This is a genomic window from Ruegeria sp. BHSB064 (assembly GCF_059613205.1).
The window spans coordinates 1-26,634 of record NZ_JBXWSB010000063.1; the positions used below are offsets into that span (position 1 = coordinate 1).

Annotated in this window: 26 protein-coding genes and 1 tRNA gene; 9 read left to right on the plus strand and 18 right to left on the minus strand. The window is 56.9% G+C overall.

The window, feature by feature from the left end; genetic code table 11:
- The 7 genes from AC2FNU_RS14890 to AC2FNU_RS14920 form a co-directional block, all read right to left on the minus strand.
- On the minus strand, positions 1-917 hold a 917-nt coding region (locus AC2FNU_RS14890), incomplete at its 3' end, for an alcohol dehydrogenase catalytic domain-containing protein (protein WP_496789889.1).
- Entirely contained in the window at positions 914-1,675 is a 762-nt protein-coding gene (locus AC2FNU_RS14895; RefSeq protein WP_496789892.1) for an SDR family NAD(P)-dependent oxidoreductase, read from the minus strand. The genes AC2FNU_RS14895 and AC2FNU_RS14890, both read right to left, overlap by 4 nt.
- Positions 1,668-2,975, minus strand: a complete 1,308-nt coding sequence (gene hisD, locus AC2FNU_RS14900; protein ID WP_496789895.1) for a histidinol dehydrogenase — start codon at positions 2,973-2,975, stop codon at positions 1,668-1,670. Before hisD ends, AC2FNU_RS14895 begins: the two co-directional genes overlap by 8 nt.
- Before the next feature lie 12 nt (positions 2,976-2,987).
- A complete protein-coding gene (locus tag AC2FNU_RS14905; protein ID WP_171089942.1) occupies positions 2,988-4,316 on the minus strand; it encodes a TRAP transporter large permease in 1,329 nt (442 codons plus the stop codon).
- Positions 4,317-4,327: 11 nt separating this feature from the next.
- Complete coding sequence (locus AC2FNU_RS14910; protein WP_171089940.1) at positions 4,328-4,840, minus strand: TRAP transporter small permease; 513 nt, start codon at positions 4,838-4,840, stop codon at positions 4,328-4,330.
- 111 nt (positions 4,841-4,951) lie between these two features.
- Entirely contained in the window at positions 4,952-6,097 is a 1,146-nt protein-coding gene (locus AC2FNU_RS14915; RefSeq protein WP_496789900.1) for a TRAP transporter substrate-binding protein, read from the minus strand.
- Between the two features lie 23 nt (positions 6,098-6,120).
- A complete protein-coding gene (locus AC2FNU_RS14920) occupies positions 6,121-6,306 on the minus strand; it encodes a hypothetical protein (RefSeq protein ID WP_050602530.1) in 186 nt (61 codons plus the stop codon).
- Between the two features lie 136 nt (positions 6,307-6,442).
- Here AC2FNU_RS14920 and AC2FNU_RS14925 point away from each other — a divergent pair, with 136 nt between their 5' ends.
- The gene (locus AC2FNU_RS14925; RefSeq protein ID WP_496789901.1) at positions 6,443-7,465 is read left to right on the plus strand and encodes a LacI family DNA-binding transcriptional regulator; all 1,023 of its coding nucleotides are present in this window, start codon (positions 6,443-6,445) and stop codon (positions 7,463-7,465) included.
- A 28-nt stretch (positions 7,466-7,493) separates the two neighbouring features.
- On the opposite strand, the gene AC2FNU_RS14930 is transcribed toward AC2FNU_RS14925, so the two are convergent.
- From AC2FNU_RS14930 to AC2FNU_RS14955, 6 genes are all read right to left on the minus strand, one after another.
- Positions 7,494-7,567 (minus strand) — tRNA-Gly (locus tag AC2FNU_RS14930).
- A 70-nt stretch (positions 7,568-7,637) separates the two neighbouring features.
- A complete protein-coding gene (locus AC2FNU_RS14935; protein ID WP_496789903.1) occupies positions 7,638-8,465 on the minus strand; it encodes a polyphosphate kinase 2 family protein in 828 nt (275 codons plus the stop codon).
- Between the two features lie 121 nt (positions 8,466-8,586).
- On the minus strand, positions 8,587-9,648 hold the full coding sequence (locus tag AC2FNU_RS14940) for a methyltetrahydrofolate cobalamin methyltransferase (protein ID WP_171089932.1): 1,062 nt from the start codon (positions 9,646-9,648) through the stop codon (positions 8,587-8,589).
- 9 nt (positions 9,649-9,657) lie between these two features.
- Entirely contained in the window at positions 9,658-10,584 is a 927-nt protein-coding gene (locus AC2FNU_RS14945) for a methylenetetrahydrofolate reductase (RefSeq protein ID WP_496789906.1), read from the minus strand.
- Positions 10,585-10,609: 25 nt separating this feature from the next.
- Positions 10,610-10,906 carry a virulence factor gene (locus AC2FNU_RS14950; RefSeq protein ID WP_496789908.1) on the minus strand — a complete coding sequence of 99 codons (297 nt, stop codon included), beginning with the start codon at positions 10,904-10,906 and terminating at the stop codon, positions 10,610-10,612.
- A 247-nt stretch (positions 10,907-11,153) separates the two neighbouring features.
- Complete coding sequence (locus AC2FNU_RS14955; protein WP_496789910.1) at positions 11,154-13,040, minus strand: PhoX family protein; 1,887 nt, start codon at positions 13,038-13,040, stop codon at positions 11,154-11,156.
- 181 nt (positions 13,041-13,221) lie between these two features.
- Between AC2FNU_RS14955 and AC2FNU_RS14960 the strand changes: the two genes are divergently transcribed.
- Together AC2FNU_RS14960 and AC2FNU_RS14965 are read left to right on the plus strand one after the other, a co-directional pair.
- The gene (locus tag AC2FNU_RS14960) at positions 13,222-14,334 is read left to right on the plus strand and encodes a Ppx/GppA phosphatase family protein (protein ID WP_496789912.1); all 1,113 of its coding nucleotides are present in this window, start codon (positions 13,222-13,224) and stop codon (positions 14,332-14,334) included.
- Positions 14,334-15,056, plus strand: a complete 723-nt coding sequence (locus AC2FNU_RS14965; protein ID WP_496789915.1) for an RlmE family RNA methyltransferase — start codon at positions 14,334-14,336, stop codon at positions 15,054-15,056. The genes AC2FNU_RS14960 and AC2FNU_RS14965 overlap by 1 nt, the downstream gene beginning before the upstream one ends.
- Here the strand turns inward: AC2FNU_RS14965 and AC2FNU_RS14970 are convergent.
- The 3 genes from AC2FNU_RS14970 to AC2FNU_RS14980 all read right to left on the minus strand — a co-directional run bounded on the left by AC2FNU_RS14970 (position 15,053) and on the right by AC2FNU_RS14980 (position 18,090).
- Positions 15,053-15,244, minus strand: a complete 192-nt coding sequence (locus tag AC2FNU_RS14970; RefSeq protein ID WP_496789917.1) for a hypothetical protein — start codon at positions 15,242-15,244, stop codon at positions 15,053-15,055. The genes AC2FNU_RS14965 and AC2FNU_RS14970 overlap by 4 nt on opposite strands.
- 87 nt (positions 15,245-15,331) lie before the next feature.
- On the minus strand, positions 15,332-17,227 hold the full coding sequence (locus AC2FNU_RS14975) for a cytochrome c3 family protein (RefSeq protein WP_496789920.1): 1,896 nt from the start codon (positions 17,225-17,227) through the stop codon (positions 15,332-15,334).
- The gene (locus AC2FNU_RS14980; protein WP_496789922.1) at positions 17,224-18,090 is read right to left on the minus strand and encodes a YihY/virulence factor BrkB family protein; all 867 of its coding nucleotides are present in this window, start codon (positions 18,088-18,090) and stop codon (positions 17,224-17,226) included. Before AC2FNU_RS14980 ends, AC2FNU_RS14975 begins: the two co-directional genes overlap by 4 nt.
- Before the next feature lie 170 nt (positions 18,091-18,260).
- Between AC2FNU_RS14980 and AC2FNU_RS14985 the strand changes: the two genes are divergently transcribed.
- Together AC2FNU_RS14985 and AC2FNU_RS14990 are read left to right on the plus strand one after the other, a co-directional pair.
- On the plus strand, positions 18,261-19,346 hold the full coding sequence (locus AC2FNU_RS14985) for an AI-2E family transporter (protein ID WP_496789926.1): 1,086 nt from the start codon (positions 18,261-18,263) through the stop codon (positions 19,344-19,346).
- Between the two features lie 3 nt (positions 19,347-19,349).
- On the plus strand, positions 19,350-20,459 hold the full coding sequence (locus tag AC2FNU_RS14990) for an acetoin utilization protein AcuC (protein ID WP_496789929.1): 1,110 nt from the start codon (positions 19,350-19,352) through the stop codon (positions 20,457-20,459).
- Between the two features lie 13 nt (positions 20,460-20,472).
- Here the strand turns inward: AC2FNU_RS14990 and AC2FNU_RS14995 are convergent, their stop codons facing one another.
- Positions 20,473-21,141, minus strand: a complete 669-nt coding sequence (locus AC2FNU_RS14995; RefSeq protein WP_496789934.1) for a Crp/Fnr family transcriptional regulator — start codon at positions 21,139-21,141, stop codon at positions 20,473-20,475.
- A 210-nt stretch (positions 21,142-21,351) separates the two neighbouring features.
- Between AC2FNU_RS14995 and AC2FNU_RS15000 the strand changes: the two genes are divergently transcribed.
- From AC2FNU_RS15000 to cls, 3 genes are all read left to right on the plus strand, one after another.
- On the plus strand, positions 21,352-22,962 hold the full coding sequence (locus AC2FNU_RS15000; RefSeq protein ID WP_496789936.1) for an arylsulfatase: 1,611 nt from the start codon (positions 21,352-21,354) through the stop codon (positions 22,960-22,962).
- A 66-nt stretch (positions 22,963-23,028) separates the two neighbouring features.
- On the plus strand, positions 23,029-24,003 hold the full coding sequence (locus AC2FNU_RS15005; RefSeq protein ID WP_496789939.1) for an HAD family hydrolase: 975 nt from the start codon (positions 23,029-23,031) through the stop codon (positions 24,001-24,003).
- Between the two features lie 22 nt (positions 24,004-24,025).
- A complete protein-coding gene (cls, locus tag AC2FNU_RS15010) occupies positions 24,026-25,438 on the plus strand; it encodes a cardiolipin synthase (protein ID WP_496789940.1) in 1,413 nt (470 codons plus the stop codon).
- On the opposite strand, the gene AC2FNU_RS15015 is transcribed toward cls, so the two are convergent.
- On the minus strand, positions 25,435-25,869 hold the full coding sequence (locus AC2FNU_RS15015; protein WP_496789942.1) for an ion channel: 435 nt from the start codon (positions 25,867-25,869) through the stop codon (positions 25,435-25,437). The genes cls and AC2FNU_RS15015 overlap by 4 nt on opposite strands.
- Before the next feature lie 176 nt (positions 25,870-26,045).
- On the opposite strand from AC2FNU_RS15015, the gene AC2FNU_RS15020 reads away from it, so the two are divergent.
- On the plus strand, positions 26,046-26,634 hold a 589-nt coding region (locus AC2FNU_RS15020; RefSeq protein ID WP_496789944.1), incomplete at its 3' end, for an ABC transporter ATP-binding protein.

Consider the following 26,634-nt stretch of genomic DNA (forward strand, 5'->3'; position numbering starts at 1 on the left):
GCCTGTGCTCCGTCAGCCAAAGCGCGTTCTTCGGCCCAGTCCAACGCACCAAGCCGCCCGTCAAAGATCGCTCCTGCCGTTTCGCGAAAATCCTGAGCCGTATAGGTGTATGTGCCGATGAAGGTGATTTCTTGCAAGGTCATGCGGCGCACGTCCAGACCACCGGTGTCTTCGCCAAGACCTACATGCACGATCACGCCGCCGGGGACTGCGACAGCTGATGCGACGGCTCGTGTCGCCGCATATCCTACAGCGTCAACAACGAGCGGGAAGTTTCCAATCGCAGCGTCCGCGATTTTGAAGTCTTCAACCTGCTGCAGATAAGCCCGCCGCAACGCATTGGGTTCAGAGACGGTCACATCTTCGACCCCCATCGCGCGTAAGGCCAATGCGGCAGCCAACCCAATCGCGCCTCCACCAATCACCAGAGCGCGGCGCGGCATTGCCGGGTTTAGTGCCGCCAGCCCCAGCCGCGCCGCGTGCCAACTGACGGCCAACGGTTCGGCCAAAGCGGCTTTGGCGAACGAGATATGATCCGGTACGACAACCAGATTTCTGTCCGGCATCGAGACAAACTGCGCAAAGGCTCCTTCGCGTGGTGGCATAGAAATGATCTGACGATCCGGGCACAGGTTTTCACGTCCTGCCACGCACGCCGCGCATTCTCCGCATGTGACCAGAGGGTTGATGGTCACGCGATCCCCCGCGCGAAGACCTTCGACAATCACTCCGGCGGCCTCATGTCCAAGTATCAACGGGGCCGGTCGCCGCGCATCATGACCAAGATACGCGTGCATGTCTGACCCACAGATGCCTACGGCCTCGATCCGGATCAGATGTTCAGATGCGCCGGGTACAGCATTTGGCACATCGCCGAACTCCATCTGCTCTACACCTTTGTAAACCAGTGCTTTCATTTGGCTGTGAATCCCCCATCCACCATCAAAACCTGTCCGGTCACATAGTCCGAGGCCCGTGAACACAAGAATAGAATCGGTCCGTCGATATCCTGCATCCGACCATTGCGTCCGATGCAGGTTTGCGCTGCGTTCCGCCTTGCGCGATCTGGGTCATCGAACACAGCCTGCGTCAGTTCCGTGGGAAAGAACCCCGGTCCAATTGCGTTGGCGGTGATACCAAAGGGCGACCAGACTTCCGCCATCGCGCGGGTCAATTGCCCAATGCCCCCTTTCGTTGCGCCATAGGCGATACCGCCGGGAAAGGCGCGCGTTGTTTGCAGCGAAGCAAAATTGACAATGCGCCCCCAACCCTTTTCTTTCATCGCGGGCACCATGGCCTGACTTAGGAAAAACGGTGCGCTGAGGTTCACTGCCAGGGTGGCGTCCCACCCTTCTGGTGTCACATCATCAGCGATCTCACGCGTGTTTAGTCCAGCCGCATGAACCAGAATGTCGGGCGCGCCGAACTTGGCGCTGACAGCTTCCGACAATCGCTCAATCCCGTCACGATCAGCAACGTCGGCTTCCACCGACGCGGCCTTAGATCCAATCTCGGCCCGCATCTGCGCTAACGCGTCTTCGCGCCGCGCCACGCCAACAACCTGTGCACCTGCCGCTGCAAGCGCGCGTGCCACCTGCCGCCCCAGCCCCGAGCTTGCTCCGGTGACACAGGCCACCCTGCCCGTCAGATCAAACAAAGCGCGCGGGTCATCCATCGGCGGTCAGATCGAACTGCTCGTCCGGGAAATATTTGGCCAGGCGCACATCGGCGGCACGTGCGTGCCCCTCCATTCCTTCCAGTCGAGAAATCCGCGCGGTTGCAATAGCAATGGGCTTAGACCCTTCCCGCGTTGCCCGCTGCCACGTCACGATCTTCATGTATTTGTGGACGCTCAGACCGCCGGTATAGCTGGCCGCACCAGAAGTGGGCAGAACGTGGTTGGTTCCGGTGGCTTTGTCACCATAGGATACGGTGGTTTCCTCACCCAAAAACAGCGAACCATAACAAGTCAGCCGATCCAGCCACCAATCGAGATCCTCGGCCTGAACGGTCAGGTGTTCGGGGGCATATTCATCGGAACAGGCCGCCATGTCTTCGCGGTCCCCACAGACGATGACTTCGGCATAGTCCCTCCATGCGGCTGCGGCGTTTTCCTTGTTCAATTCGGGCAGATCGTCGATCAACTGCGGCACCAGCTCCATGACATTCTGAGCCAAGGCACGATCATCCGTCACCAGCCAAACCGGAGAGTTATACCCGTGTTCGGCCTGACTGACCAAGTCGGTGGCAACCACATGTGCATCAGCACTTTTGTCGGCCAGGATCAGACTGTCAGTTGGTCCCGCAATCATGTCGATACCGACCTTGCCGTAGAGAATGCGCTTGGCTTCGGCCACGAACTGGTTGCCCGGCCCCACAAGTATGTTTGCGCGCGGCAAACCAAACAGGCCGAAGGTCATCGCCGCAACACCCTGCACACCGCCCATTGCCAAGATACTGTCCGCTCCGCAGATATGGGCCGCATAGACAATCGCAGGCGCAACCCCTTCGCCCGGACGGGGCGGCGAGCACGCCGTGATGTGGCGGCACCCGGCAACCTTGGCCGTGGTCACGGTCATAATCGCGCTGGCGATGTGACTGTAACGCCCGCCAGGCACATAGCAGCCTGCCGCATCGACGGGGATGGCCTTTTGTCCGGCCACAACACCGGGCACAATCTCGGTCTGAACGTCCGACACGGTGGCCTTTTGCGTTTCGGCAAAGCGACGCACGTTGTCATGGGCGAAGCGAATGTCGGCCTTGAGTTTTTCGGGCACCAGTGCAATGGCAGCGTCAATCTCGTCCTGACTCATCAGGACATTGCCTTCGAACTTGTCGAACTTGGCGGCGTATTCCAATGCCTTGGCGTCGCCTCCTGCCTCGATATCAGACAGGATTGTCTTGACCGTATCATGCACCTCGGTCGCATGAGACTGCGCCGTAAGGGTCGCCTTTTTCAGATAGTCACGGGGCATGTTCAAAAGGTCCTATTGGTAGATTTCAGGAAGCAAGGTGGTCGAGACAGCTGGTACGTAGGCGATCAGCAGCACCACGATCAGCATGGTCAATACGAACGGCACAGCCCGGGCGGCAATCTTCAGAATCGACTCGCCGGTAATGCCAGATACAACGAACAGGTTCAGACCCAGCGGTGGCGTGATAAAGCCTACACCCAGCGCAGTGATCATCATGATGCAGAACTGGATCTCGTTCATACCGATATTGTCGGCCAGAGGTTTCAGGATCGGTGCAAGGATCACGATGTTTGGTGTCGTTTCCATGACGCAACCCGCAGCGATCAGAATGCCGATCATTAAAAGGATCAGCAGATAAGGATCATCCGTCAGCGACGTGACCGAGGTCACAAAGCCCTGAGGCACACCCATGATCGCCAGCGCCTCGGCCAGCGGAGCAGAGAAAGCGATGATGGGCAGGATCACCCCGTTCACCTTGGCCGAGCTGACCAACATGGATGGAAAGTCGGCCAGCGTCAGCGTGCGGAGGATGAAGCCCATGATGATGGTAACTACCACGGCGGTCGCGCCGGCTTCGGTCGGGGTCAAGCGACCCGAGAAGATGCCGTAGAAGATGATGCCCGGCACGATGAAAGCGTACCACCCGGATTTGAGCGCCTTGCCCAAGTTGGACAGCCACTCACCCATAGTCATCATGCCACCGCCCTCATAGGCGTACAGGCGGTTCATGATGATGTTGGTGATCAGGATCGACACCAGAATGGCCAGTCCGGGGATCAAAGCAGCCAGAAACAGGGTCGACGCGGAAATACCCAGCACAAGCCCGATGATGATGTAGGCGATAGAGGGAGGGATCAGGATGCCGGTACAGGCCCCGGCGGCCACCAGCGCACAGGCATAAGGGCGCGGATACCCGCTTTCAACCAGACGGTTGATGGTCATCCGACCCACGGCAGCAGCACCTGCCGCGTCCGAGCCCGAGATGGCCGCGAACATGCCGCAGACCAGCACGGTGGCCGAGCCGAACCCGCCCTTGGCGAAGCACGTCAGCGCTTCGGCTACGTCGAGGAACTTGCGCGATAGCCCGGTGCGGACCAAGACGTCTCCGGTCAGAATGAACAGGGGCACGGCGGTCAGAGCAAAGGCATCGATACCGGTGAAAAGGCTTTCGCCCACCAAGCTCAGCGGCAGGTCGCCGGACATGATCAGCATGACGATAGCCGCCGACCCAATGGCAGCCCAAACAGGCACAGCCATGGCGATCAAAGCAACGAACAGGATCACCGGGACATAGAAATCCCAGCCGAGTTCAACGGTTTGATTGAGGGAATTCCAAAGCATTCGATTTCTCCTCAGTCAAACAGCTTGTCGCCTTCGAAGACGGGCGTTCCGTCTCGCAGACATTTCAGGTCACGCATCAGGGATTGGATCAGCCGCCAGATCATCAGCGCAAATCCGGTGGGTACGGCCATCAGGAACCAGACTTTGGAAACCCGCAGACCATCCGTCACCGATCCGAATTTGGCCGAGACATGTACCGCCTCGTAAGACCAATAAAGCGCGATCACGGCCACAACGAACATCACCAGATCGCCGAAGATATAGAGTAACGCTTTGGGGCGCGGGCCAAGGTAGTGCATGATGACGTCAATGCGGATATGGGCGCGTTCCTTGACCGCAGCGGCGGCCCCAATCCAGGCGAGGTAGATAAAGGAATACCGCACAATCTCTTCGCCCCAAATCGACGAGTAAGCGAAGATCTCACGCCGCAGCACTTCGATCGCCATGGTGATCACCAGCATCACGTAGAACACCAGCAACAGCCAACGCTCTGCGTTTCGGTCAATGTTTTGAAGAACGGTCATCAGATCCCCCGGCGATAGGATAGCGATCCCCTTGCCCGGAACGGCAGGAGTGTTGCAGTCGGACTGTGCGACAAGGTTGTGGACGCCAATACGGCGTCCACCGTTTGGGTGCTACGCGTCGTGAACGTAGTATTTGCCCTGCGTTCCGGCGGCTTCGACCAGTTTCTCGAAATTTTCCATCGACCCGGCCAGTTCGGTCTTGAACGGATCCCAATCGGCATTCTGATAGCCGCCCGCATCCTGCCATTCGGCCAGTTGATCTTCGCTGAGCGAGTGGAATTGGACACCTGCCTTGTTCAGCTCAGCCATGGCATACGCCCGTGCCGACGGAACCTTGGACAGATTCTGATGCGCGGTCATTTCAGACCCCCACATGATGCCGTCCTGAACGTCCGCGGGCATCGAGTTGAACCACTCGAGGTTACAGGAATAAACCTGACTGTCCGGCACCGCCTGCGTGAAGGTCACATGGCTCAGGATATCCTTGAAGCCAAAGACAAACAGCGCGCCGACCGAAGGATCAAGCGCATCGGCAACGCCCTGCTTAATGGCCGAAGGTGTCTCACCCCAGGCAACAGGCGTTGGGTTGGCGCCAACCATGCGATAATACTGCTGAAGCATTTTCGAGCCGGGCACACGGAACTTAATGCCACTCATGTCGCCCGGCGTGATGACTGCATTACCACCCTGACGAACCGCGACAACACGTGGATCGATGTTCACATAGAAAAGGGCCTTGAAGCCCGCGGCCTCCACCTTGGGATGAACTTCATTTTTCCAGGTGTCCGAATGGACAAGGTTGGTGAAACGCTGGTTGGAACCGCACAGATACGGCATGTTGATCAGGTCAACAGTCGACGCAAAAGGTGCGAAGTTCGACAGTGAATGCTGCGCCGCCTGAATGGTACCGCCCTGCACTTTCTGCACAAGGGATCCACCAGCACCCAGCTGCCCGCCCGGTGCCAGTTTGACATAGACTTTACCGTTGGTGGCGTTCTGGATGTTCTCTTTAAGGTCCAGCTGCATGATCGGATAGCTGCGCGATGCACCCAAAACGTAGGCCGTCGCGATGGTCATCACATGATCAGCTGCCTTTTCCCGCTCGCTTTCTTCCTTGGCGGTCTGCGCTACGGCTTCAGACGACCACAACACACCGCCTGCCCCGGCCACCAATGCAGCCGTGAACGCGCCGCTTGCGCTTAGCTTTAGGAAATTGCGGCGTTCGGCTGACGCCAGTTCACTCTTGTCGTTGTTCATGAATTGCCCTCCCAAGCAAAAATTCAGCTGCCGTCTGTTGCGTCGCGGTCAGCCTCCTTTTTCAGAATTGCGACAACGAACAAGATCGACGCCGCGAACAGAACCAACATCTCTCCTACGTCCCCAAGAAATGCGCTGTTTGCATAAGCACCCAAGGCGACGTTGGCGAAGTAGATCGCAAAAACGACGGCAGATGCAGCGACAAACATTTCACGGGCTCCTAATAGAATCGGCTCTCAACTCTATTTGTAAGCGCTTACATTATAAATGCAAGCGCTTACATAACTGCTTTCATAGTCCTCAAAAAGCGCATAACTTAGGACAAACGGAATTATGAGTTTGAAAATGTCAAAACATCGATCCGCACCAACGCTGGATGACGTTGCCAAAGCTGCGGGTGTTTCAACTGCCACCGTATCGCGGTGTCTGAACAATCCACAGCAGGTCGTCGAAGCGACGCGCAGGCGTGTTTTATCTGCGGTCGACGCGTTGGGATATACTCCGAACTTTGCTGCGCGCGTGATGGCGGCGAAACGCTCGTTCACGATCGGTGCAATCATTCCAACGATGGAAAACGCCATTTTTGCGCGAGGGTTACAAGCATTTCAGGAGGAAATTCACAGGCGCGGATACACGCTGCTTGTTTCCAGCTCTGCGTACAAACCCGAAGTCGAACAAGAGCAGATCCGAACACTTGTGGCCCGTGGCGCTGACGGGCTTTTGCTGATCGGCCACGATCGCGATGATCAGATTTATGATTATCTTGAACGACAAAAGGTGCCGGCTTTGGTTGCCTGGTCTTTCAGTCCGACCAACCGGACGCCATCCGTCGGATTCGACAACCGGCAAGCCATGAAAATCCTGGCTCAGCAAGTTATTGGGCTGGGTCACACGCGCCTCGGGACAATTTCAGGCATCAGCAAAGGCAACGATCGCGCACGGCTGAGAATTGAGGGCATTCAGGATGCGATGGCTGAAAACGGTCTGGCGCCGGATGATCTGGTCCTCGCCGAAACCACGTATGAAATCGAAAACGGGGCCGAGGCGTTCAGTAATCTCATGTCTCACACTCGGGCACCTACAGCGGTACTTTGTGGCAACGACGTTCTGGCCGTTGGGGCCATGCGACAAGCCCAAGAGATGGGGCTGCGCGTACCTGATGATGTCTCGATCACCGGGTTTGATGACATCGAACTGGCCCGTATCGTTTCCCCTGCCCTTACGACAGTTCACGTGCCCCATCGTGAGATGGGTCAAAAAGCGGCGCTGGAATTGATTCACATGATCGAAGCAAACGCGCCCGGCCGATCTGTGGAGCTGTCTACAAGGCTGATTTGCCGCGAGTCTTTACAAGCAGCAACGGTATAAGCGCTGGCTAATCATTTTTCTGGAGTTTTGGAGCGGGTAGCGGGAATCGAACCCGCGCGTTCAGCTTGGGAAGCTGACAGGCTACCATTACATCATACCCGCCGCGCCCTTTGAGATACCACCAGTGCGGACAGAGGTTCAACCCGGCGCGGAACAGATCAGGCTTAAATTGTCACTCAGTCCGGGCGCGCAGGCTATCGATCAACGATTGGTCGACGTCCAGCGCTTCTCCTGCGGCTTCCAGCGTCCGTTTGTCTAAGTGCTGCGGGTTCAGGTCAACGCCATCAGAAAACGCATCAACAATGGCTTGCATCGCCTTGATTCGCGCATGTTTCTTATTGTTCGCAGGTATGACATGCCAGGGGGCCAACTCGGTTGAGGTGCGCGCCAGCATTTCGTCAACAGCGACCGCGGCAACATCCCATTTCTCGCGATTACGGAAGTCTTCATAGGTAAGTTTCCAGCGCTTCAAGGGGTTCGTCAACCGCTCGGTAAACCGGCGCATCTGTTCGTCCTGCGAGATATGAAAGAACAGTTTGACGATCCGCGTGCCGTCATCCACAAGCATCCTCTCAAAATCGTTGATTTCCCTATAGGCAGCGCGCCAGCGTTCTTCCGGCGTCAGCTTTTCAATCCGTTCGACCAGAACCCGACCATACCAACTGCGGTCAAAAGCCGAGATCGCCCCCGCAGGCGGCAAACGTTCCCAAAACCGCAAAAGATAGTGCCGGTTGAGGTAGTAGTTTCTGGGGGCACCAATGGGCCACACCTTGAAACTGCGCGGGTCCAGCGCTTGGCTGATCCGGCGAATGGTTCCCCCTTTTCCTGCAGCATCCCACCCTTCAAAGACCAAAACGCCCTTGAGGCCATGAAACAGATAAGCTTGTTGAATTCTGGAAAGCTTGGCTTGCAAATCGATCAGCTGATCAAAATAATCTTTTTTATTGAGACGCTTAGTCAGGTCTGCATCCGAGAGTTTCGGGGGATGATGTTTGCTCATGATGCCACCTGATCTTTGTGCGAATGATCCGGCTATTGTGAAACCTTCTGCGTATTCGACATTGATCAGAGTCAAAAAGGCCGGGCACTGGGCCCGGCCTTTGGTGTAATCTTAGATCCGATCAGGCGCGGCGGCGACGGCCACCACCGCGACGGCCGCCGGCCGCGCCAGCGGCACCGGCTTCGTCAGGCGCTTTGTTGAACCGAATCCACTCGCCGCCATGCGGGTCGTTGTTGGTCAGCAGGTTGGCGGCGCGAATGGCCTCCATCTCTTTACCAGCGCGCGGCTTGGTCGATCCCAGACCAAACATTTGCACAAATGCTTCGTCATCCATGCCTTCAGGCAGAATGATGCCAGCTGCAGCCACGGCTTCTTTCTTCTCGGCGATCTTCTTCTGTGTCACCGGCAACGCGACCGGGTTCATGATGGCCGATGTCATGCCAGCGCCCATCGCCATCGGCAGGAAGGCGTTGTTGATGCCGTGACGGTTCGGCAGACCAAACGAGATGTTGGACGCGCCGCAAGTGGTGTTCACGCCCAGCTCTTCGCGCAGGCGACGGACCAGAGCGAATACCTGTTGACCGGCAGTCGCCATCGCACCAATCGGCATGACCAGCGGGTCAACCACGATGTCATGCGCGGGGATGCCAAAATCAGCAGCACGCTCAACGATCTTCTTGGCAACGTCGAAACGGACATCGGGGTCTTCCGAGATACCGGTGTCATCGTTCGAAATCGCCACAACCGGAACGTTGTACTTTTTGACAAGAGGCAGAACCAGTTCCAGACGCTCTTCTTCGCCGGTGACCGAGTTCAGCAGCGGACGGCCTTCTGCGGCCTCAAGACCGGCTTCCAAGGCACCCGGAACCGACGAGTCGATGCACAACGGCACTTCAACCAGACCCTGCACCAGTTCGACGATCTTGCGCATCAGCGGCGGCTCGGTCTCGTTCGGGTTGGGGTTCGAGTTGTAGACAACGCCCGCGTTGATATCCAGAACGGTTGCGCCTGCCATCACCTGCGCCAGCGCGTCTTTCTCAACGGTCGAGAAATCGCCCGCTTCCAGCTCGGCCGCCAGTTTCTTGCGACCTGTCGGGTTGATCCGCTCACCGATCACACAGAACGGTTCGTCAAAGCCCAGAACGGCGGTTTTTGTTTTTGATTCTACGACTGTACGGGTCATGTCCGTTCCTTAGGAGTTTACAGGCTTTGCCGAAGCGCCGCCGTTATTGATCGCCCAGTTGGCGTTGGTCTTGATCCCGCCCAGCGGGAAGAAGTGCACGTTGGTGATGTTGAAATCCGGGTTGGCCGCTTTGTGTTCGGCCAGTTCGGTGATCACGTCGGTCGGCTCATACGGCAGCAGCAGCTTGGACACGTCCATGGCGCGTTTTTGCAGAACTTTCAGCGACGGGCCAACGCCACACGCGATCGCGAATTTGATCAGCGTTTGCAGCTTGGCCGGGCCCGCGATACCGATATGGACCGGTAGATCGATGCCCGCTTCTTTCAGGCTGTCGGCCCATGCGATGATCGGTTTGGCGTCAAAGGCAAACTGTGTCGCCAAAGCCATTTCCGCGTCGGTGGATTCCGAGAACTTTTGCTTCCAACGCAGCGCGTCGTCCACGTTCTTGGTCGAACCGTCGGGGTCGATGTCCTTGTTGCCTTCCGGATGACCGGCAACGTGCAGTCGCTTGAAGCCCGCCTTGTCGAACAGACCGGTTTCCAACAATTGCATCGAACTGTCGAAATCCCCATGCGGGTTGGCAACGCCACCCGCCAGCAGCAACGCCTGATCGACGCCCGCTTCGCCCTGATACATGGAAATCCAGTTCTCCAGCGTCGCGGCATCCTTAATGATCCGTGCCGGGAAGTGTGGCATCACCGGATAGCCTTCGGCCGCGATGCGCTTGGCGGTCTTGACCATGTCCTCAATCGGGGTGCCCTCGATATGAGCGATATAGACACGCGTGCCTTCGGGCAGCAGCGCGCGGAAATCGTCGACCTTTTCGGCAGTACGCGGCATCACCTCGATCGAATAGCCTTGCAAAAAGGCTTCGACGGTTGGGTTCACAGGGCCGGTTTCGACCGCATCACGTTTTTTGAAGTTCAGCAAAGCCATTTCGGCCTCCCATAAAAATCTGGGCTTAAGCCCAACCGTCATTGGCGATCAGCGCTTTGACGCGGTCCTGATCGTATTCCGTTTCCAGACGCACCGCCTCGGCCTCGGCAATCTCGGCGGGGTCGCCGTCTACTGCAAAGGGTGCGGCTTTGCGCCATTCGGCCAGGTAGGCATCACTGTCCTTGGCGTTCACCTTCATCGCAGCCCGGTCGATGGCTTGCTCGAACCGTTCTTCCAACTGCCGCTTTGCGCCACGACGGCCTTTGCCGACGATGACCTGAGCGGGAATGTCGCGCCAATACACGATTGTGACGTCAGGCATTGCTGTGATTCCTCCTAACCCGATGGGCCGGTTCTAAACTTCAAACTTAGCTTTGGTCGGTCGGTTTTCGACACACGACGCTTTTCCAGCGACCTTTTTGCCAAAGCTAGCCAAGGGCGTTTTTACACAAACAAACGGCAGACGCGCATATAATAATTCTCAACGTCACTATGAAATCGCTGCATAAAACGAAAAGCCCCGGACGGAGATTTCCGCCCGGGGCACTATTTCACAGGGTCAATATGGCTTAGCCGACCAGACCACCATCTTCGCGTGTCACCGCGATGATCGCCGAACGCGGTACTGCGTCACCGCCTTCGGGCCAGTGGCTGTTGCCATCCTCACCCGGGTGCTGGATGCCTACGAACATGGTGCGGCGATCCGGCGACCAACTAAGGCCGGTAATCTCACATTCGTTCGGACCAACCAGGAAGCGGCGGATTTCACCGGTGACCGGATCCCCTGCCAGCATCTGGTTGTTGCCCTGCCCTTCGAAGTCGCCTTCGTTGCCATAGTTGCCGTCGGTCTGGATCCACAACAGACCATTGCTGTCGAATTTCAGACCATCGGGCGAGTTGAACATGTTGTCGGCATTGACATTGTCAGATCCACCGTAGGCATCCTGATGCACGTTGGGGTTGCCCGCCAGCACATACAGATCCCAAGCAAAGCCCGAGGCGGTATGATCGCCGCCGTCAGGACGCCAGCGCACGATCTGGCCGTAGTTATTGGCCTCACGCGGGTTCGGACCGTTGACCGAAGTGTCGTCACCACCGGCATTCGGCTTGACGCCCCGGTTCTTGTTGTTGGTCAGACAGCAGTAAACCTCGGCCACGTTCGGGTTTGCAGCAACCCACTCCGGGCGGTCCATGGTGGTCGCGCCAACGGCGGAACCGGCCTGGCGGGTGTGGATGCAGATTTCAGCCTGCGACGCCAAACCGGTCGTCTCAGGCGTCAGATCCAGCCATTCGCCCGTGCCATCATCATTGAACTTGGCAACAGACAAGGTGCCGTTTTCCAGCAGGGCGTTGGTGTCAACGCCAGCCGCATAAACGCCATCCGAAACAAAGCGATACAGGAACTCGCCACGTTCATCGTCGCCCATGTAAACGACGACACGACCGTCATTGTTCACGACTGCTTCCGCGTTCTCGTGCTTGAAACGGCCCAAGGCGGTCAGCTTGCGCGGGGTCGAAGTTGGATCGGTCGGGTCGATTTCGACGACATATCCGGCGCGGTTCGGCTCGTTGGGGTTTTTAGACACGTCAAAACGGTCGTCAATCTTGGCCCAGCCATAACCCCAATCTTTCGACGAGACGCCATAACGCTTGAGTTCTGCACTGACCTCGTGGTTTTCGTCTTCTGCCGAGAAGTAGCCGTTAAAGTTTTCTTCACAGGCCAGGTAAGTGCCCCAGGGCGTCATACCGTTCCCGCAGTTGTTCCAGGTCCCTTTCGAGGTGGTGCCTGTCGGATCCGCAGCGGTTTTCATCAGATCATGAGCAGCCGCAGGGCCGGTGATCGTCATATCGGTCTGTGGCGTGATGCGACGGTTATACGGGCTGTCCTTGACGATGCCCCATGTGCCGTCCGTGTTGGCAATCTCGACCACAGTCACACCATGCGCCATCATACCCTTGGCAACATCGTCATCCGAGGCCGCCTTGGCATCGGGGTTGTTGCCCCAAAGAATGTCACGGTTGGTGTATTCGTTGTTCACCACCAACAGAACGTGACCGTCATGGAAGAACACATCCTGACCGTCGGTGTTGTCGCCAAATGCACGCTCTTGGCTGGCAGCGGTGCCGCGGGTCGCGTGATCGAACTCTGGCGCGTCCGACCACAGTGGGTCGCCCCAACGCACCATAACCTCGGCTTTGTAGCCAGGAGGTACAATCACGTCGTCTGCAGTGGACACAGGGATCGCCTCGAACGAGAACCGGTCAGCTGCCGCACGTGCTCCCGAAGGAATCAGCGCACCACCAACAGCTGTAAAGCTGCCCATCGCAAGAACACCGCCCAGGAATCCGCGACGTGACAAGGCGCGCTCGACCACTCGGTCAAATTCACATTCTTCAGGACGTGGATTTACGACCTCATCATATTCATCGAAGGAAAGGGTGCGTTCGTCTTTCATGGCAATCTCCGTATCTGGCTGAAAGCTGGTAGAGAATCCCGTATCGGGGATCCCGCGTGGGGATCGCATTCCAGTATGAACGCTGTGTGACACTCACGGTAAATTCAAAATTGAATTTGCTTGCGCGTCGGCGATCCCCCGCCTAGGGTCAAATTAACTCGAAAATCGGAGGGCGTGACGAATGGCGCCCAAGCGTCCCAAAGGTGCGGGCGCGTTCCCGAAGGCGGTCGAAAGCCCCGCGCCGGCAAGACCCGATCCAGATGCCCTGTATGCAGCGCTGGATCTGGGAACAAATAGTTGCCGCATGTTGATTGCCCAACCCAAAGGGAGCGGGTTCCATGTGGTCGACAGCTTCTCCAAATCCGTGCAGTTGGGCGCGGGTCTGGAACGCACCGGACGGCTGTCGCGGGCGTCCATGTCGCGTACCGTGCAAGCACTTCGGATTTGTCAGCAAAAGCTGAAACGCAACAAGGTCAAACGGATGCGTTTGATCGCGACCGAAGCATGTCGTCGCGCCAAGAATTCGCGCGAGTTCATTCGACAGGTAAAGCGCGAGACCGGGCTGACGCTCGAGATCATCCAGCCAGAAGAAGAAGCGCGTCTGGCGGTGATTTCCTGTGCCCCGCTGGTTTCGACCAAGACCGAACAATTGTTGGTTGTAGATATCGGTGGCGGCTCGACCGAGTTGGTGTGGATCGATATCTCGTCGGTGCCGCGCCGTGACCGCCCGGCTGCAATCATGCGCTTGCACAACGGGTTTCACACCGCCGACAGCCCTTTTCCGGCGGCGAAAGTCGTAGATTGGATCAGTGTTCCCTTGGGTGTCGCCACTTTGCGCGACCAGTTCCACGACGTCGAAGATGATGCCGCCCGCTTCGCCCTTATGAGCTGGTTTTTTGAAGAAAACCTGGCCGATTTTGCACCGTACAAGGACGAACAAACCCGCGAAGGGTTCCAGATCGTCGGCACCAGCGGCACGGTGACAACCGTTGCGGCCTCACACCTTGGACTCAAGCGCTATGACCGGACCAAAGTGGATGGTCTGCGGATGACCAGCGATCAGATTGACAAAGTCATACGCGGGTATTTAGAACTCGGCCCTCACGGGCGGCGCAGGGATCCTCGGATTGGGGACGACCGGCAGGCCCTGATCATGTCCGGCTCGGCCATTTTGCAGGCATTGCTACGCTGTTGGCCCACTGATCGCCTTTCCGTGGCCGATCGTGGGCTACGCGAGGGTCTGCTTTATGCACAGATGAGCGCGGACGGGGTATTGGAAGACGGACCGTTCTGATGGCGAAGACACCGACTGGTAAAAACAACTCGGGCCGCGGGCAGCGCGACCTGAAGGTCAAGGTTAAAACCGCGCGCGGACGCAAGCTCAGCTCGACCCGCTGGCTTGAACGACAGTTGAACGATCCGTACGTCAAACGCGCTCAGGCCGAAGGGTATCGCGGGCGCGCGGCATTTAAGATTCTGGAACTGGACGATAAATTCCGCTTTCTCGTACCGGGTGCGCGCGTCGTGGATCTGGGCTGTGCGCCCGGAGGCTGGTTGCAAGTCGCGGTTAAACGCGTAAACGCACTGGGCGAGAAAAGCGGCAAACGGATCGGCACTGTTTTGGGCGTTGACCTGCAAGAGGTCGAACCCGTTGCGGGGGCAACAGCGCATGTTCTGGACTTCATGGAAGACGACGCCGACGTGAAGGTCAAAGAATGGCTGGGCGGTATGGCCGACGTTGTGATGTCGGACATGGCCGCAGCGTCTTCGGGCCACAAACAGACAGACCATTTGCGCATCATGGCCCTGTGCGAAACGGCTGCTTACTTTGCGTTTGATGTGTTGGAAGAAGGCGGCACCTTCGTAGCTAAGGTTCTGGCCGGTGGAGCCGAAGGCGATTTGCAGAAGCTGTTGAAACAGAAATTCCAGAAAGTTGCCAACGTAAAACCGCCGGCTTCACGCTCGGACAGTTCCGAAAAATTTGTTGTCGCAACAGGGTTTCGCGGCGGAGATTAATCCTCGAGACAAATGCGCTCCTCGGTCAGGCACTGCGCGCGGAAAGAGGCGTTTGCCATGCCCTGCAACATCAACGCTTCTCCATGTGACACGTAAACCGGTGCGCGCCCGCGCAGCTCTTCTATGCGTTGGGCAAGGGAAACCGAGCTGACACCCATAGTTGGTCGCTTTTTCGCATCATTGGTCATGTTTCACCTCTGAACAGCACACTTATCCCGTCCTTAGAGTGAAATTTTGCCTTGAAAATGGAGCAATTCGGGCGGGGATGTGCCGGATCAGGGACCAAGCTGTTGCGACAATTGTTGAAGGTTCGGGTCGTTGGGCAGCAGGTTCAGCGCCTCACGCAGCACGGCGCGCGCGGCGTCCGGACCGCGATTGATATGCGCCAGTTGCACCAACATGGGCCACGCTTCGCCCCTTTGCGGGTCCAAAGTTACGACTTCGCGAAACGCCTGCTCGGCTGCTGGCGCGTTGCGCAGTGTCAAGGCCATGCCCCCAAGAACAAGGTGGGTTTCCGGGAAATCCAATCGGTTCGCAATGGCCTGCTGCCACTCTGACATGCCCTGCCCGGCAAGCGATTGTTGCTGAGGTGTAAGGGCTTGCTGAGGTATCGTCAGAAACTCTTTCGCGGCAGCAATGCGTACATTGCGCAACGGGTCTGACAACAAAGGTTCCAATCGCCGCACCTGCTCGACCGGGTTGGCCTGACGCTGTAGGGCGGCTGCGTTGGCGCGGATCAAGGGGTCATCGTCTTGAAGCAATGACGCAGACTCTGCGGCCAAGTCCGGGGAAGCAAAGGGTTGCAACAAGTAGGCCGCTGTTGCACGCACGATTCCGGCATTGGAGGGGTCCATCGCAACGGCCAGCAAACCTTCGGGCGTGTCCAATCTGCCTTCAGCAGCGGCTTTGAAAACCGTCCCAAAATGCGGGCCACGATGAGCGGCATCCGGGAACCACCCTTCGATCTGACTGGCCGCCCAGTCCTGATCCCGATCTTCATGACAATCGGTGCAAGCATCGACGCCTAGCCCCAGATCAGGTCGCGGGATGCGGAAGCTGTGATCGCGGCGCCCATCGACGCCCATATAAACCCTTTCGATCATATGGCAGCTTTTGCACTGCGCGCCGTCACTGTTTTCAGGATGATGATGATGCGCGGGCGTATCGTATTCTTTTGCTGTAAGCGTCGGAAAGTCAGGGTTCCCTGCTGGCGAATGACACTGCGTGCAAACACCGTTTCCTTCCGCCTTCAGCTTTGCGCTGTGCGGCTCGTGACAATTCATGCATCCGACGCCTTGAGCGTACATCTTGGACTGCAGGAACGAGCCGTAGACATACACCTCATCCAATATCTGCCCGTCCGGGTGGTACGATCCGGGGCGCAACAGGGCCAGGTTGTAGGCATCGTGATAGGGCGTGCCGGGAAGCGGATTTCCGTCGCCATGCGCCTCACGCCGGGAATGGCAGCCTGCACATTGCTGGATTTCCGACTCGGTCTGTCCTTTGCCCCAGTTCATTAAAAAACCTGAGGGTCCAAGATTTTCGGACATGCCCTGCCCGTTTACCCAATCGACATGCGCGGATCCCGGACCGTGACAGGCCTCGCACCCGACGCCGATTTCAACCTGTTGCGACGCATAGGATCGGGTTTCAGCGGAATAGTTCTTTTCAAACCCGGTCGCATGGCATTCGGCGCAGCGGCTGTTCCAATTCTTGTAAGGGCCCGTCCAATGCAACCCGTCATCCGGCGGTAAATCCTGATCGGGATAAAGATGAAACCATTCCTTGCGTTCCGTATCCCAGACCACGTCAAAGCTTTGTAAACGCCCCGGTTCGGTTTCAAACAGATATTGCTGCAACGGCTCGATCCCGACGACAGAATGCACGTCATAGTCTGTTGTTACGCCGTCCTTTTCGGTGACACGGGCGGTATATCTGCCAGCGTCTTCTGCGAACTCGACCGTCATTCCGTCATGTCTAAATTGGGTTCCGTGAAAATCGGCAACCAGCGCGCCATCCCCAACTTCCGTCCAGGCCAGCGCATGGTGAGAGGTTGCCCAAGCGTCACCTTCTTGCTGGTGGCAGTCGATACATTGGTCCGAGCCAACGTAATCCTGGGCCTGCGCCACGCTTGCCAGCAGCAGGCAGAAAGCAAGAACCAAAGACCTCATGCCTTGTCCCCGTCCGCTGCGTTGTTCAGGTCCATCAAAGCGCCGTTATACTCTGCGCCTAAAATCAGCATCGCCGAGCACAGGTACAAAAAGATCAAAGCGGCCATGGCGCCGGCCAGCCCCGCATAGGTGGCGCTGTATGTGGCGAATTGGCTGATATAGATCGAAAACGCCCACCCACCTGCTGTCCATAAAGCCAAAGTCAGCACCACGCCGGGCAGGATTTGCGACAGCTTGTGCCGACGGGTTGGCAAGATGAGATGGGCCAGAAGGACCGTGCCAGCTGGAACCCCCACAGTGAATGTCCAGCGCAGGCGATCGACCGACAGCCATTGTGTCACGGGTACGTCAGTGTGTTCGGCCACCAGATTGGTGTAGACCGGCAAGATCACCTCGACCGCGGCGATGACCAAAATAGCTGCCCCACCTAAGATAACCAAAACCAGACACAGCAGCCTGGTTTTCCAAAACGGCCAGCTGTCTTGATCGTGATAGGCTTGATTCATGGCAGCGCGCACTGCTGCCACACCGTTCGACGCAAAGTAGATTGCCAGAAGACCACCCAACGTGATGACACCCGTTCCCGATCCGGCCAGAACCGCGCGCAGTTCGGCCACGATTGGGTCGGCGACGTCCTTGGGCCAAGCGCCGAAGATCAACTCGATCAACTCATCGGTCACATAGCCCTGCGAAAGCGAACCGGCTAAAGCAACGGTGAACAGCACAAATGGAAAGAGTGCCATCATCAACGACATGGCGACATGGCTGCTCATGACAGGCCCGTTTTTACTGCCGAACCGGCGCAGCGCCAGCCACAGGGCCTGAAACAGTCGGCCAAACAGAGGATTCGCAGGTTTGGTCATTCTTCAACCCTAACCCACCGGAAAAAAACACAGAACCCGTCATCGGTATCAAATCGAAAAATGCGGTCAATCGCGCCAGTGAACGCATTGCATCCGACCTACTGCGCGTGCAGGATTGTGCAGAACAATACCGCAAAGGCGCAGGCATCGTCGAACATACAGGAGGGCAAATGACCCCGGATCAGAATGAAAGCGATGTTCGGCCCAGGCTGCGCCTGTCAGTGGTGCGCGACACATGCATCATCGCAACGCTGATCGTCGTGGGTCTTTACGCCGGGGCGACCTTTTTGATTCCGCTGGCCATGGCGCTGCTAATCAACGTTCTGATCCTCGCGCTCAGTGATCGGGTTTCGGCATTGACACGCGCGCCGGTCTGGCTGGCCAATATTGCCGGAGTTACGGTGGTTTTAGCCGGTTTGTTCATGATCATGTACATCCTTGGCAGTCAGGCCACACAGTTTGCGCGGTCGATCAGCACATATGAAAATCAGTTCGACGGCGCGGTGGAGCGCATCACAGGACTGGTTGGAAATGATGTCACCAGGTTCATTCGAGACAATCTGGTCAATATCGACATGAATTTCATCGGACGCCTGCTTCTGGGCAGCGCCACATCCCTGCTGAACCAGTTCTTTCTTATCAGCCTTTATGTCGCCTTCCTGATGGCTGAACGTCTGGCTTTTCGCAAAAAGATCCAACTCGCCGCCGGAGACCCAAAGACCGGAGCTGAATTTGCAACCATGCTGGATGCAATCTCGGTCAGCCTGCAGCGCTATGTGGGTGTTAAAACTTTGATCAGCCTGATTACCGCAGGCATCAGCTATACCGTGTTTCGTGCTCTGGGGCTGGAATATGCGGAAACCTGGGCGGTTTTGACCTTTGCGCTGAATTTTATCCCGTCCATCGGATCGATCATCGCCGTTTTCTTTCCCGCCATGATCGCATTGGTTCAGTTCGAAACCATCGGTCCGTTTCTGGTCATTGTTTTTGGCTGCGGGACGCTACAGTTTCTGATCGGCAATTTTCTGGATCCCGCCATGCTGGGACGCTCGCTGAACATGTCGACCTTTCTGGTCATTTTGGCCCTGACTTTCTGGACAACTGTTTGGGGCCTTATCGGAGCATTCCTGAGCGTGCCGATGACGGTGTGTATCCTGATTGTCTTCAGCCATATTCCTGCGCTGCGCCCGGTTGCCATCATGATGTCCTTGGATGGCAGATTGGGTGAAGATGATCGTCAGGCCCCTGCCCGCTAAGTTATGCAGAAACCTCTTTTCATTGGGTCAGAAATCTACCGCAACTCGACTTACGGCTCGAAGCACCCGCTGGCCATACCGCGGGTTTCCACCGTTATCGACCTGTGCCGCGCGCTGGGCTGGGTGACGCCTGAAAACTATCGCGTCAGCCCCTGCGCCAAACCCAGCGCGTTAAAAACCTTTCATACGCCGGACTACATTGCCGCTTTGCAAAAAGCGGAGCAGGAACAGTACGTGTCCGACGAAACGCGTAACCGCTACGCGCTGGGCACTTTGTCGAATCCCGTCTTCCCCGAGATGTACAGACGCCCTGCCACGGCAGCGGGCGGGTCCATGCTGGCCGCGGAACTCATCCGGGATGGCGGTATCGTTTTCAACCCGGCCGGTGGTACGCATCATGGGCTGGCAGATCGTGCAAACGGGTTTTGTTATCTCAATGATCCGGTGTTGGCGATCCAGACCCTGTTGAATGCGGGGCTTGATCGTGTGGTCTATATCGACATTGATGCACATCACTGTGACGGGGTTGGGGTTGCGTTTCACGGCTCGACAAAACTGCGCATGATATCGGTGCACGAAGCCCGACGATGGCCCTTTACGGGTACGTTGGATGACGATGCAGGCGGTGCCGCATTCAATCTTCCAGTCGCCCGGAACCTGAATGATGATGAGTTCAATGCAATTCTTGACCAATTGATCCTTCCCGCTGCAGAAGCCTTCAACCCCCAAGCCATCGTCCTGCAATGCGGCGCAGACGCGGTGGCCGAAGACCCTCTGTCCCGTCTGGCCCTTTCAAACAACGCGCATTGGCGCGCAGTGGCAAGTTTGCGTGATGTAGCGCCCAGGCTTCTTGTTCTGGGCGGCGGCGGTTACAACCCATGGTCCGTTGCACGCGTGTGGACTGGAGTCTGGGCGACGCTGACCGGCAATGAAATTCCGGAAATCCTGAATGCGGACGCCCAATCTATTTTAGCGTCACTTGAGTGGTCGCGTTCTGCCGGGAAAAACCCACCGCGTCACTGGATCGAAACCCTGAAGGACACACCGAATTGCGGTGAGATCAGGCCCCAGATAAAGAACGACTTGGCCTATCTTTCAGCGCGAATTTCCTAATGGGCGGAGGACTTTATGTCTGGCAACTGGCAATCAAAGCCCGCCGATCCAGCAGTCTTACGCGGCCGTAGCCAAGCTCGATCAGACCCAAATCCGCCAGACGGTGAAGGTTTCTGTGCAAAGTTGGTTGCGACACCGCAATCATTGCCGCCAGATCGTCCTGGGACACATCAATCCAGTCTCCGCTGCTCACGTTGCCTTCGTCCAGATGCAGCAACCGCAGAACCAAACGTTTTTCGGTGCCCGTAACCGCCAGATTCGCCATGATCCTAAGTGCGGTCTGCATGTTGTCATGAGTCAGTGTATAAAAATCGCGGATGTATTCGGGATTGTTCTGTACCAGCCTCATGATCCGCGTGTTCGGAAAAAACACCGTCTGAGTCGCTTGGGTGGCAATTACACTGACCAGCCGCTGCGCCCCGGCAAACAAAGCCAGGTCACCAATCCAAAACCCAGCGCCTTCGCGATGCAAAACAAACTCTTGCCCGTCATCCGCTGGCGCGGTGATCTGAACGCCACCGCTGAGAACCGCATAAATGCCGTTTGCGGGATCGCCATAGTGATAAAGCGTTTCACATGCTTCGACAGATTTCAGGATCCCGCACGTCGCCAAGTCCCTTTGGAACGAGGCCGAACGGTCCCCAAACCAAGCTGTTTTTTGCAATTGCGTCAGAATACTCATTCTTCCTCGCATAAGAACTTTGCAATGTAATCATATGATGAGTTTATAGCATCGAAACTGACTTAAACTAGACGTGTTTGATTCCTGCAGTCGTTAGCTCATTTCAGTTGGGAATCAATGATTTATTGCCGCGCTCTTCAAGCTTTTTTGACCGTCGGCTTTTTCTTTCGTTCCAAGGGCCCAAATGCCCGCTCAGATCAGGAGCATATCATGTCACCACCCCGTTCCTTAACCGATACTTGGCGCATCGGATTGCGCCGGTTCGCCGTGGCCTCCGTCGCGCTTGCGCTGGCTTTACCCGCTTGGGCGCAGGATCAGAAACCCAATATCCTTGTAATCTGGGGCGATGATATTGGTCAGTCCAACATCTCGGCCTACACCATGGGTCTGATGGGATACCGCACGCCCAACATCGACCGCGTTGCCAAAGAAGGCATGATTTTCACCGATTATTATGGCGAGCAATCCTGCACCGCCGGCCGGTCTTCTTACATCATGGGGCAATCTGTGTTCCGCACCGGCTTGTCCAAAGTGGGTCTGCCGGGTGCCAAAGAAGGGATGCAGGTCGAAGACCCGACCATCGCCGGGCTGTTGAAGGACCACGGCTATGTGACGGGGCAGTTTGGCAAGAACCATCTGGGCGACCGGGACGAACATCTTCCGACAAACCACGGTTTTGACAAATTTTTTGGCAATCTATATCACCTGAATGCCGAAGAAGAACCCGAGCATGAGGACTATCCGGGTGACGCGATCCTGCCCGATGGCCGGACTTTCCGCGAGGCATATGGCCCGCGTGGCGTCATTCGCTCAACCGCTGGCGGCCCGATTGAAGACACTGGTCCTCTGACCCGGAAGCGTATGGAAACGGTGGATGAGGAAACACTGGAAGCCGCCGTCGAGTTCATTCGCGAAGCTAATGCAAACGGCACGCCCTTCTACGTCTGGTGGAACGGCACACGGATGCACTTCCGCACCCATGTCAAAGACGAGATGCGTCAGCAGGCTAATGAAATCTACGGTGGCCCCGCTGACGAATACACCGCTGGCATGATTGAACATGACATGCATGTGGGTCAGTTGCTTGATCTGCTGGATGAGCTGGGTATCGCTGAAAACACCATCGTGCATTACTCGACCGACAACGGACCCCACTACAACACCTGGCCAGATGCAGCTTCGACCCCGTTCTGGGGTGAGAAGAACACCAACTGGGAAGGTGGCTGGCGTGTACCTTCGATGGTGCGTTGGCCCGGTCAGATCGAAGCTGGTTCCGTGAACAACGAAATCGTGCATCACATGGACTGGCTGCCGACCTATCTGGCCGTTGCAGGTGACCCGGAAATCAAGGAAAAACTCAAAGCGGGCTATACCTCCGCTGCGATGGGCCGTGACTACAAGGTGCATCTGGATGGCTACAACATCCTACCGCTGCTGACGGGTGAAACCACGGAAAGCCCGCGTCGCGAGATTTTCTATTTCACCGACGATGGCGACCTGTCCGCGCTGCGCTTTGACGATTGGAAGCTGATCTTCCTCGAGCAGAAGGCATGGGCCACGTTCCGCGCCTGGATGGAACCGTTTACCGAGTTGCGCGTGCCGATCATCGTCAATCTGCGCCGCGATCCATACGAACGGGGCTACCGTACGTCGAACACCTATTACGACTGGATTCTCGACCGGGCGTATTTCCTTGTCCCGGCACAGCAATATGTCGGCAGTTTCCTGAGCACCTTCCAGGAATTCCCGCCACGCCAGAAAGCGGCCAGCTTCAGCCTGGATCAGGTGATGGAGAAACTGAGCACACCTACTGGCAACTGACCTTGGTGTCATAAACTCAAGGGTCGCCGACAAAGCGGCGGCCCTTTCTTCGTTTAGAGGATTAACATGAAACCCCTGTTCCTTTTCGCCGCGCTGGTCCTGACCCCGCACCTTGCCTTTGCTGATCCGCTGCCCAGTTGGACCAACGGTCATGCCAAAGATCAGATTGTCGCCTTTGTTGACGGGGTTAGCAGTCAAGACAGCCCCAACTATGTGACCCCTGCCGACCGGATTGCTGTCTTTGACAATGACGGAACGCTTTGGGCCGAGCAGCCCGTTTATTTCCAGTTCATCTTTGCCATGGACCGGCTTACAGAAATGGCAGAGCAAGATCCGTCGATCCTGACAACGCCCGTACTGGAAGCCGCCGCCAAAGGAGATTTGGCAACGGTGTTAGAGGGTGGCCATGACGCGTTGATTGAAGTCGTGAACGCCTCGCATTCCGGTAGCAGCGTTGCGGAATTTCAGACCGCTGTGGCCGATTGGTTGGCGACAGAGCGTCATCCCGATACCGATCTGGCTTACGACCAGATGACCTATCAGCCGATGGTCGAACTGTTGCGTTATTTGCGGGATGAAGGATTCACTACGTATATTGTCTCGGGCGGTGGTCTGCATTTCATGCGTGTGTTCGCCGAAGAAGCCTATGGCATTCCGCCCAATCAGGTTTTGGGAACCTATGGCAACACCAGCTATGAAGTAATTGACGGCACGCCAACGATCGTCAAGGCGCCGGGTATCGCGTTCATCGATGACAAGGAAGGCAAACCCATCAACATCGAACGCACAATCGGCAAGCGCCCGATTCTGGCCGGGGGCAACTCGGACGGGGACTTTGCGATGATACAGTGGGTCACCGCCGGTGACGGCCCCAGATTGGGCGTGCTGATCCATCATACAGATGCCGACCGTGAATGGGCCTATGACCGTGAAAGCGCCATAGGAAAGCTGGCTGACGGGCTGGACCAAGGCCCCGATATGGGTTGGGTCATTGTGGATATGGCGCAGGATTGGTCTCGGGTCTACACTGGGGCGAACTGATCCATCCCGGAGCCTTAACCTTATGTGGACATTACTTGTTTCTGCCGTCGTTTTTGCCCTCTATGCGACGGCAGCAGTGTTCGTGGTCCGCGCGGCCCAGACGGCACGAACCCCGCAGGGAGCGGTGGGTTGGGTTGTATTTTTGGCTTCAGCCCCTTTTGTCGCTGTGCCTGCTTATTTGTTTCTGGGACGCCACCGTTTTCGCGGTTATCGCATCGCACGTCAGGAAAGCGAACGCGTGGTCGAAGGGATCAAGACCTTTGCCGATTACTCGAAACCTGACCTTTCCCGCTTGTCGATCAACCCTCGCCCGTTCGAGGTTCTGGCGCATCTGCCAGTTTCGCGCGGGAACGGGGCGGAATTGCTGATTGATGGGCAAGCCACTTTTGATGCGATCTTCGATTCTATCGACGCAGCCAAAAGCTACATCCTGATTCAGTTCTACATCGTGCGTGCCGATGAATTGGGGCTGAAGCTTCAGGAAAAACTGATCGCTGCGGCAAAACGCGGGGTGCGCGTCCGGTTCATGACCGACGCAGTGGGCAGTTACGGGCTGTCCTCCGACTACCTGGAAACCTTGCAGCAAGCCGGGATCGACGTCGCAAACCCAAAAGATCAGCGCGGTCCGAACTTCCGGTTTCAACTGAACTACCGCAACCACAGGAAAACAGTGGTGATCGACGGGGAAGTCGGATTCATCGGTGGTCACAATGTTGGCGTCGAGTATCTGGGGCAAAGCAAGCATTTCGGCCATTGGCGCGACACCCATTTGAAAATGACGGGCCATATCGTACGCCAACTGCAACTGATCTTCACCGAAGACTGGCACTGGGCGCGGGACGAAGATCTGATAGACGAACTGGACTGGGCAGGTTCCGAGGCCGAACAGGACATGAACGCCCTGCTTGTCGCCACCGGCCCCGGAGATGACACGGAAACCGGCGCAATGATGTTCTTTGCCGCCATCGCCGAAGCGAAAGAGAGGTTTTGGATCGCCTCCCCCTATTTCGTGCCCGATATCGACGTCATGAGCGCGCTACAACACGCCGCCATGCGCGGCGTGGACGTGCGCATTCTGGTGCCTGACATGATCGACCACCGCCTGCCCTGGCTGGCCGCATTTGCCTATTTTGACGAGGCCCGCGACTGCGGTGCGCGGATCTTTCGCTATACCGACGGTTTCATGCATCAAAAGGCTTTTGTGGTCGACGATGCGCTGGCGGCAGTTGGCACAACCAATCTGGACAACCGCTCTTTCCGGCTGAATTTCGAGGCTATGGCGCTGTTTTTCGATACTCAGGCTGCGAACCGGGTCGCCGAGATGTTGCACGCAGATTTCGAAAACAGTTACGAGTTGACGCGCACCCTTGCACAGCAGCCGGCATATATTCGCTTTGGCGCACCTCTGGCGCGGTTGTTCGCGCCGATCCTTTAGGAGAAGAACCTGTCGTTGAACACGCGTGTCATCAGCGCCACCATATAGGCAGTGGACAATCCAAAGGTCAAAAGACCCGCAACCGAGGCAAAAGACCCAAAGATACGCAGCGCCTCGCCCAGAACGATGTCGCCATAGCCCAGTGTCGTAAACGTCACGAGCGAGAAATAGATGGCCGAGTTCCAGGTCGGAAGCACATCCAGCAACACCCAGACAATGGCCCAAATCCAGACCTGGATTGTGTGCGTTGCAACAATGAAGGCCAGTGCCACGGCAATCGGAATGGCAACAGCCATAAAGTTGCTTTTCACCGTCAACTTCGGCTCGAGCTTGAGAAGGACCAGAGTGCACCAGGTCAGCAGAATAATCTCGACCAAAAAGCAAAGGCCCAAAAAAGTACTGCCCCACATGATCTGGTGCAACAAGGTCATGTAATGTCATCCTGATTTGCAACGGAAACGCGTTGTCTCAGAATGGACTGTGCTGCGGTTGCGCACAAGACCACCAGACGGCATTTGCACCTGCGGCGAAACGCTCCGGTGGTCGGTCTGCACTGGACATGGATAAAAACTGTTGCACATCTTGCGGAACAAAAGCGGGGCAAGCCATGGTGTTGACCATAGACAAGGTGCAGAAATCCTATCCCGGCGGGCGTCCGGTGCTGCGCGATGTATCTCTGGTTCTGGATCAAGGGCAAACCCTGGCGCTGACCGGCGAAAGCGGCAGTGGCAAAAGCACCCTGCTGAACCTTGCCGCAGCCCTAGACAGCTTTGACGGCGGCGAAATCACATTGGGGGAAACACGTCTGTCCACTCTGGATGATGCAGGGCGGGCAGCGCTGCGCCGGAACCATGTGTCGTTGGTGTTTCAACAATTCAACTTGATTCCCTCCCTGACAGTCGCGCAGAACCTGTCCTTTCACGCCCGTATGGCCGGTGTCGAGGATACTGCGTGGAACAGCCATCTGGCGGAACGACTGGGTCTGTCAGACTTGCTGGACCGTTACCCCGAGAACCTGTCGGGCGGTCAACAACAACGGGTTGCCATCGGACGGGCCATGGCCGCGCGTCCCAAGCTGCTGCTGGCTGATGAACCGACAGGCAATCTGGACGAAACCGCCAGCGCAACCGTACTGGACCTGATGCTATCGCTTGTTGCCGATACCGGAGCGGCATTGTTGTTGGTAACGCATTCAC